This window comes from Kluyvera sp. Awk 3 (assembly GCF_028069715.1).
Taxonomy (GTDB): Bacteria; Pseudomonadota; Gammaproteobacteria; order Enterobacterales; family Enterobacteriaceae; genus Kluyvera; species Kluyvera georgiana_A.
In genome coordinates this window covers 1-6,623 of the sequence record NZ_JANEWH010000196.1, presented here as the reverse complement: position 1 = coordinate 6,623, position 6,623 = coordinate 1, and the positions used below count along the sequence as shown (strand labels likewise).

General features: G+C 54.6%; 8 protein-coding genes. 1 reads left to right on the top strand and 7 read right to left on the bottom strand.

Translation table 11 applies throughout. The annotated features are described in order from the left end of the window. Positions 1-131: 131 nt before the first annotated feature. Entirely contained in the window at positions 132-785 is a 654-nt protein-coding gene (locus NNN71_RS23180) for a LuxR C-terminal-related transcriptional regulator (protein ID WP_163446020.1), read from the top strand. Positions 786-843: 58 nt separating this feature from the next. Here the strand turns inward: NNN71_RS23180 and ruvX are convergent, their stop codons facing one another. From ruvX to NNN71_RS23145, 7 genes are all read right to left on the bottom strand, one after another. Beyond that, the gene (gene ruvX / locus NNN71_RS23175; protein ID WP_163446021.1) at positions 844-1,260 is read right to left on the bottom strand and encodes a Holliday junction resolvase RuvX; all 417 of its coding nucleotides are present in this window, start codon (positions 1,258-1,260) and stop codon (positions 844-846) included. Then, positions 1,260-1,823, bottom strand: coding sequence for a YqgE/AlgH family protein (locus tag NNN71_RS23170; protein ID WP_163446022.1), 564 nt, complete (start codon positions 1,821-1,823; stop codon positions 1,260-1,262). The genes ruvX and NNN71_RS23170 overlap by 1 nt, the downstream gene beginning before the upstream one ends. 134 nt (positions 1,824-1,957) lie before the next feature. Next, a complete protein-coding gene (gene gshB / locus NNN71_RS23165) occupies positions 1,958-2,905 on the bottom strand; it encodes a glutathione synthase (RefSeq protein WP_035892023.1) in 948 nt (315 codons plus the stop codon). A gap of 12 nt (positions 2,906-2,917) precedes the next feature. After that, positions 2,918-3,649: a 16S rRNA (uracil(1498)-N(3))-methyltransferase gene (gene rsmE / locus NNN71_RS23160; protein WP_163446023.1), complete on the bottom strand. Its 732-nt coding sequence runs from the start codon at positions 3,647-3,649 to the stop codon at positions 2,918-2,920. 78 nt (positions 3,650-3,727) lie between these two features. Beyond that, a complete protein-coding gene (gene endA, locus NNN71_RS23155) occupies positions 3,728-4,435 on the bottom strand; it encodes a deoxyribonuclease I (protein WP_167575044.1) in 708 nt (235 codons plus the stop codon). 94 nt (positions 4,436-4,529) lie between these two features. Then, positions 4,530-5,030 carry a SprT family zinc-dependent metalloprotease gene (locus NNN71_RS23150; protein WP_163446025.1) on the bottom strand — a complete coding sequence of 167 codons (501 nt, stop codon included), beginning with the start codon at positions 5,028-5,030 and terminating at the stop codon, positions 4,530-4,532. 77 nt (positions 5,031-5,107) lie between these two features. After that, entirely contained in the window at positions 5,108-6,502 is a 1,395-nt protein-coding gene (locus NNN71_RS23145; RefSeq protein WP_064542669.1) for a sugar porter family MFS transporter, read from the bottom strand. Between the last annotated feature and the right edge of the window lie 121 nt (positions 6,503-6,623).

Sequence of the window (6,623 nt, the reverse complement as noted above, 5' to 3'; positions counted from 1 at the left end):
AATTAGGACTAATCTTATGAAATAAAGTTTCACTTGTCGGTTGGTTCTTATTATTAATGGTATTAGGTTTGCCTTTGCTTTGACTTATTAAATCACCATGATGGTGGATATAGACTATGGAGAGTTTCAAAATGTTTGAAGTAACTGAGAGTGTATCTAATTCCCGGAAGATTATCTTAATCACCCACCCGTCAGTACAAGCAAACGCGTTTGCAAACTATCTTACTGAATTACTTTCAGTTTCCGTCGATGTACATAATATCAACAAACCGCTGATGCAGCGCCTTAGCAAGGGCACTGTGGTATTGTTCGATATTGCTGTTTCCAACAAAAAACTGAACGGCATCTGGCGTGATATTATCCGCACGCAGTTTGATTCCCCTCGCTTGTTAATTATTAACAGTGCGCAGAAGTATGAATTATACGAAATGGCGCAGTGGCCAGCACTGTATGGCGTGTTCCGTCATGACGACGAAGAATCGCGCTTAATTGAGGGCGTCAAAGCGGTCTTAAACGGCGAGCAGACGGCTGAATTGAGCGTGATGCACCCAGCAATGTATGCCGTTGAACATACTCCGGAAAATCACGATAGCGTGCCGCTGACGGAACGTGAATGTGAAATTCTGAATGAATTACGTCACGGCGCGACCAATATGGATATTGCCCGTGCGTTGTTCATCAGTGAAAATACCGTTCGCACGCACCTGTATAACGTATTCCGCAAACTGAGCGTGAAGAATAGAACGCAGGCGGTAAGCTGGGCGAACGAGAATCTGCGCCACTAATCGGCGAGCGATCTCTTCTGGCGTGTTCCCGGGAAATGATTCCCGGGGCTGCCTATGGCTAGTAACCCTGCTCGAAATAACTTTCCAGAATCACCACGGCTGAGGCGGAGTCGACGCTGCCTTTGTTCAACGCTCTGAATCCCCCATGTTCAAACAGCCCGGCGCGAGCCTCAACGGTGCTCAGACGTTCATCATGCAGCGTAATCGGCACGCCAAAACGGCCGTGAATTTTATTAGCAAAATTACGCGCGCGCGCGGTCAACGGTTGCTCGGTACCGTCCATATTCAGCGGGAGACCGACGATGACCGTTTCAGGCTGCCACTCTTTAAGCAGACGGGCTATGACGTTCCAGTCAGGGGTACCGTCCTGCGCCTTGATGGCGGCCAGTGGCCGGGCAGTGCCGGTAATACGTTGGCCAATCGCCACGCCGATGCTGCGCGTGCCAAAATCGAAAGCCAGCAGTGTTCCACTCATTATGCGTGCCCCGCAGCGCCTGACATGGTCAGGATATTAATGCCAATCAGCTTTGCCGCTTCTTTCCAGCGTTCACCAATCGGGGTTTTAAACAGGATATTGAAATCGGCTGGCGCGGTGAGCCAGGCATTATCGAGGATCTCCTGCTCCAGCTGCCCCTTTTCCCAGGAAGCATAGCCCAGCGCGACCAGCACTTCAGACGGTTGGCGCTCGGTACCGAGGGTTTCCAGCACATCACGTGAGGTGGTGACGATCGTATTGTCGGAGATGCGGATGCTGGAAGAGAACGACGCCGGCGGCGTGTGCAGGATAAACCCGCGATCTTCTGCCAGTGGGCCGCCCAGCATGACGGGCTTATCCAGGCGAATCGACGGATCGCGAGGTTCCGGGGCGATCTTCAGTTTTTCGAGGATCCCTTCAACCTGCAAATTTTCCAGAGGTTTATTAATAATAATGCCCATTGCTCCGTCGTCGTTGTATTCGCAGATGTAAACCACGGAACGGCGGAAGATGGGATCCTGGAGGGTTGGCATAGCAATAAGAAAATGATGCTGTAAATTCATTATCAGAGGTTCTTGTCCTGTTTCAAAAAGCAGCAATGCCCAGTATGAGGGGAAAGTGCACGGCTGTCACCTGGCTTGCCTTGCTGAACGCCAGGTTGGCGGCGGGTTCCCTCCCGCCGTATTAAAGCAACGTACTATTTTTGCAGACGTTTTTCGATCGCATCCATCAGCATGCCGGTGATGGAAATCGGATATTCCGCTTCGATTTCACGCACGCAGGTCGGGCTGGTGACGTTAATTTCCGTCAGGCGATCGCCAATGATGTCCAGGCCAACGAAGATAAGGCCTTTGGCTTTCAGCGTCGGGCCGACTTTACGGGCGATGGCCCAGTCGCTTTCGCTGAGCGGACGCGGTTCGCCACGACCACCGGCGGCCAGGTTGCCGCGCGTTTCACCACCCTGAGGAATACGGGCCAGGCAGTAAGGCACCGGCTCGCCGTCGATGACCAGCACGCGCTTATCGCCATCTTTGATGGCCGGCAGGTAGTTCTGCGCCATGCAGTAGCGGCTGCCCAGCTCGGTCAGGGTCTCGGCGATAACGCCAATGTTCGGATCGCCTTCCTTCACGCGGAAGATCGACGCGCCGCCCATGCCGTCCAGAGGCTTCATGATGATGTCGCCGTGTTTTTCCCAGAAGGCTTTCAGCTGCGCTTTGTTGCGGGTGACCAGCGTTTCCGGGGTCAGGTCGGAGAACCACGCGGTGAACAGCTTCTCGTTACAGTCGCGCAGGCTCTGCGGCTTGTTGACGATAAGCGTCCCTTTCTCTTCTGCGCGTTCCAGAATGTAGGTGGCGTAGATAAATTCGGTGTCGAACGGCGGATCTTTACGCATCAGGATAACGTCGAGGTCGGCGAGCTTAATATCCTGCTCGCTGCCGAACTCGTACCATTTGTCGTAATTCTGCTCAACGCTCAGCAGACGTGTACGGGCGTGGGATTCACCGTTGATCAGGTAAAGATCGTTCATCTCCATATAGTGGAGTTCATAGCCGCGACGCTGTGCTTCCAGCAGCATAGCGAAGCTGGTGTCTTTCTTGATGTTGATGCTTGCGATGGGATCCATCACGATGCCGAGCTTGATCATTATTGTTCTCCTTTAACCCAAGTCACCAAAGCGCACCTGCAGTGCGGTGATGGCGGTGAGTGCGGTAGTCTCTGTGCGCAAAACGCGAGGCCCCAACAGAATATCAGTAAACTGGTAGCGTGCGGTCATGGCAATTTCATCCGCTGACAGGCCGCCTTCCGGGCCAATCAGCAGACGTACGCGTTCCACCGGCAGCGGCAGCGTGTTGATGCTGGCGCTGGCGCGCGGGTGCAGGTTGAGCTTTAGTGCATCGTCCTGCTCGGCGCACCAGTCTTCTACGTCCATTGCCGGGCGAATCTCCGGAACCTGATTGCGACCGCACTGCTCGCAGGCGGCAATCGCGATTTTTTGCCACTGCTGAATCTTCTTATTCAGACGCTCGGCATCCAGTTTAACCCCGCAGCGCTCGGAAAAAAGTGGCGTAATGAGGCTTACACCCAGTTCTATCGATTTCTGGATGGTGAATTCCATTTTATCGCCGCGCGACATCACCTGGCCGAGGTGAATATGGATGGGGGATTCTCGGTCGTCGAGGGCGCTGCTCTGGATTTCAACCGTCACGTTCTTTTTACCGGCGTCGGTGATCACGGCATCAAAGACGTGGTTGCTGCCATCAAATAGCTGGATGGCCTGGCCTTTGCCCATGCGCAGAACGCGCCCGACGTGATTCGCCGCATCTTCGCATAGGGCAACCTGCGTGCCGACGGTGAGTGATTCTGGGTGATAGATGCGAGGGATGCGCATAGTCTGAATTCCATCTGTGGCTAAGCCCTCTCCGCCGGGGAGAGGGCAGGGCAAAATAACAATTGCCGCTAGTGTAGGTTAGCTCTTTTGCGCCTGGCAAGCCTGCAGCACATATGGATTATGGTTGCCCTGAATTTTAGCGATGCGCTGGTCGCGTTCGCACTCCCATTGGCTAACGGGATACATTTTGTTCCAGGCGTTGAACAGCTGAGTTTGCTGGCGGGAAAGGGTCAGCTGATAGCGGTCGCGCATATAGAAGTAGATGCGCGCGATGGCGCCGCGTGAACGTTCTGGCGGCTCGGCGACTTTCTCTTTAAAGTCGACCTTCATCGCGCACTGGCCATACTGACCTTCGCCGCCGTTCCACTGCCCGTACATAAAGTTGCCGCGATCGCCGTTCACCTCGCCGACGGCGGGCTGCAGGTTATGCATATCGCTCTCCATCTTGCGGTATTCCGGATCTTTGGCGCAGTTTTTCCGCCCGCCATCCTGCCAGCACTGGCGCTGATGGCCGAACTGCCACGCCGGAACGACGTGTTCCCACTCGACGCGGCTGGCGCGGTTTTCATTTTTACGCACTTTATAACCGCAGGATTCCAGATCGATAACGCCCTTCTTACCCTGCCAGTTAATTTTACAGCCGCAGTAGAAATCGCCGGGCACGTCGCTATTGACTTTTACGCCCGCGCTTTTCGCCTGGGAAAAGCTGTTAATACCCTCGGCTAAGGCCTGACCGGAGAGTGCTGCCGCCACAAACGCCACGGCAAAAGACAAATTACGGTACATCACGAACTCCATCTCAAAACAAGCCCGCAACGTAGCGAATGTGGTTGTCAGATGCAATCAGTCAGGTCAGAAAACTTCCAGATATTTCCGTTAGTTACATTTCGGCAACTAATGGTTCGCCGCAGTGGACGCAGCGATAGGTGGCCTCACCGCGCACCACACGGTTATGGCGGCGGACGGTGAGCTGATGCTGCTGGCAGCGGCAGCGATAGGGGAAGGTATTTTTACGTACCGATTCCAGCTCGAACTGATGGGTGCGCCGCGCGGGTACGCCGAGCACGCTTTCCATCATCCATTTCCACTCTTTACCGTGCGGCGCGACGCGGCCAAAGTGTTTCCACACCAGCAGATGCGCCAGTTCGTGCGGCACCACTTCATCAATAAACGCCTGCTGGTTTTCCTGTAACAGCACGGGATTGAGCCGAATTTCATACTGCTGCAGCCAGGCGGTTCCCGCAGAGGTGCCGCGCTGCTGATAGACCAGCTTCGGTTCAGGGTAGTTACGCCCCAGCGCCAGGTTAGCCTGAGCGAGTTTTTCCCGTAGGCTGCGCATGACGTTTTGCTGGATGGCGATAGGAATTCGAGGGGTTTTCATAACGGCTGAGAATAAAACGTGGCGCGGGGAGGTGCAAGAAGAAGCTTCCTCCCTGGCGGGAGGAAGCGGGATGAAGGTTAGTCGCGGGCGCCAATTTCACGCAGTGGACGGCCTTGCATCAGGTTACGTTCAATATGTTCCAGAGAGACGTTTTTGGTTTCCGGAATCAGCCACAGGGTCAGGAAGATGAACAGTACGTTCAGACCACCGTAAACCCAGAAGGTGTTGGCGCTACCCAGCGAGTTCAGCATGGTCAGGAAGGTTGCGCCGACGATCATGTTCGCAATCCAGTTGGTGGCGGTAGAGCAGGTGATACCGAAATCGCGGCCTTTCAGCGGCTGGATTTCAGAGCACAGCACCCAAATCAGCGGACCGGCGCTCATGGCGAAACCAACGATAAACATCAGCAGCATCAGCACGGCGAAGTACTGGGCAACGGCGGAGTGGATACCGATGTGCATCATGGAGCCCAGCACGCCCATGCCCACGGCCATCACGATAAAGCCGAGGATAAGGGTTGGTTTACGACCCCAGCGGTCAACCAGTCCAATCGCGATAAAGGTCGCCAGCACGTTGGTCAGGCCAACGATAACGGTGCCCCACATCTGCTCGGTGGTGTTGGTGTAGCCTGCCAGTTCAAAGATTTTCGGCGCGTAGTACATGATGACGTTCATACCGGTGAATTGTTGCATCACCTGCAGCAGCACGCCGAGGAACACCGCGCGACGGAAGTTGCTGTTCTCTTTAAACAGCGCCCAGCCGCTCTGCTTCACCTTCAGGCTTTCGCGGATTTCATCCAGCTCACGTTTGGCTTCGGCGCTGGTATCACGCAGACGCATCAGTACGCGTTCGGCATCGTTAAAGCGACGTTTCGCCGCGAACCAGCGTGGGCTGTCTGGCAGGAAGATAACGCCAATCAGCAGCAGCACCGCAGGGATGATGATGACACCCAGCATCCAGCGCCATGCGCCGCTGTAGCTGAAGGCGGTATCGGACAGGTACGCGCCGAGAATACCGATAGTAATCATCAGCTGGTACATGGAAATCATGCTGCCGCGGATTTTTTCCGGCGCGATTTCAGACAGATACAGCGGAGCGGTGTAGGAGGCCACACCCACTGCCAGACCGAGCAGTACGCGGGAAATCAGCAGTACTTCAACGTTCGGCGCCGCGGCGGAGAACAGGGAACCGGCGACAAACAGAATCGCACCGATCATCAGGCTTTTCTTACGGCCTAACTTGAAGGAGAGCCAGCCGCTGCCGACGGCACCGACGGCGGCACCGAACATCATCGAGCTAACCACCCATTCCTGCGTATGGGCACTGAGTTGGAAATCGGTCGTAATAAACGGTAGGGCACCGGCAATAACGCCGATATCAAGGCCGAACAGCAGTCCGGCCAGTGCCGCCAGAAAACAGACAAAGAAGGTCATTGTCTTGTTCGAGCGACCCTGTTTTTTATTGTTAGGCATGATGCTCTCCATTGAGTCATTGATTCTATCGATGCTTAGGGTAGGAGACTACGTAGTAAAAAAATGTGATAATAATCACGACTGTGTAATCGGTTACACTGGCATTCATGTTATGTATGAG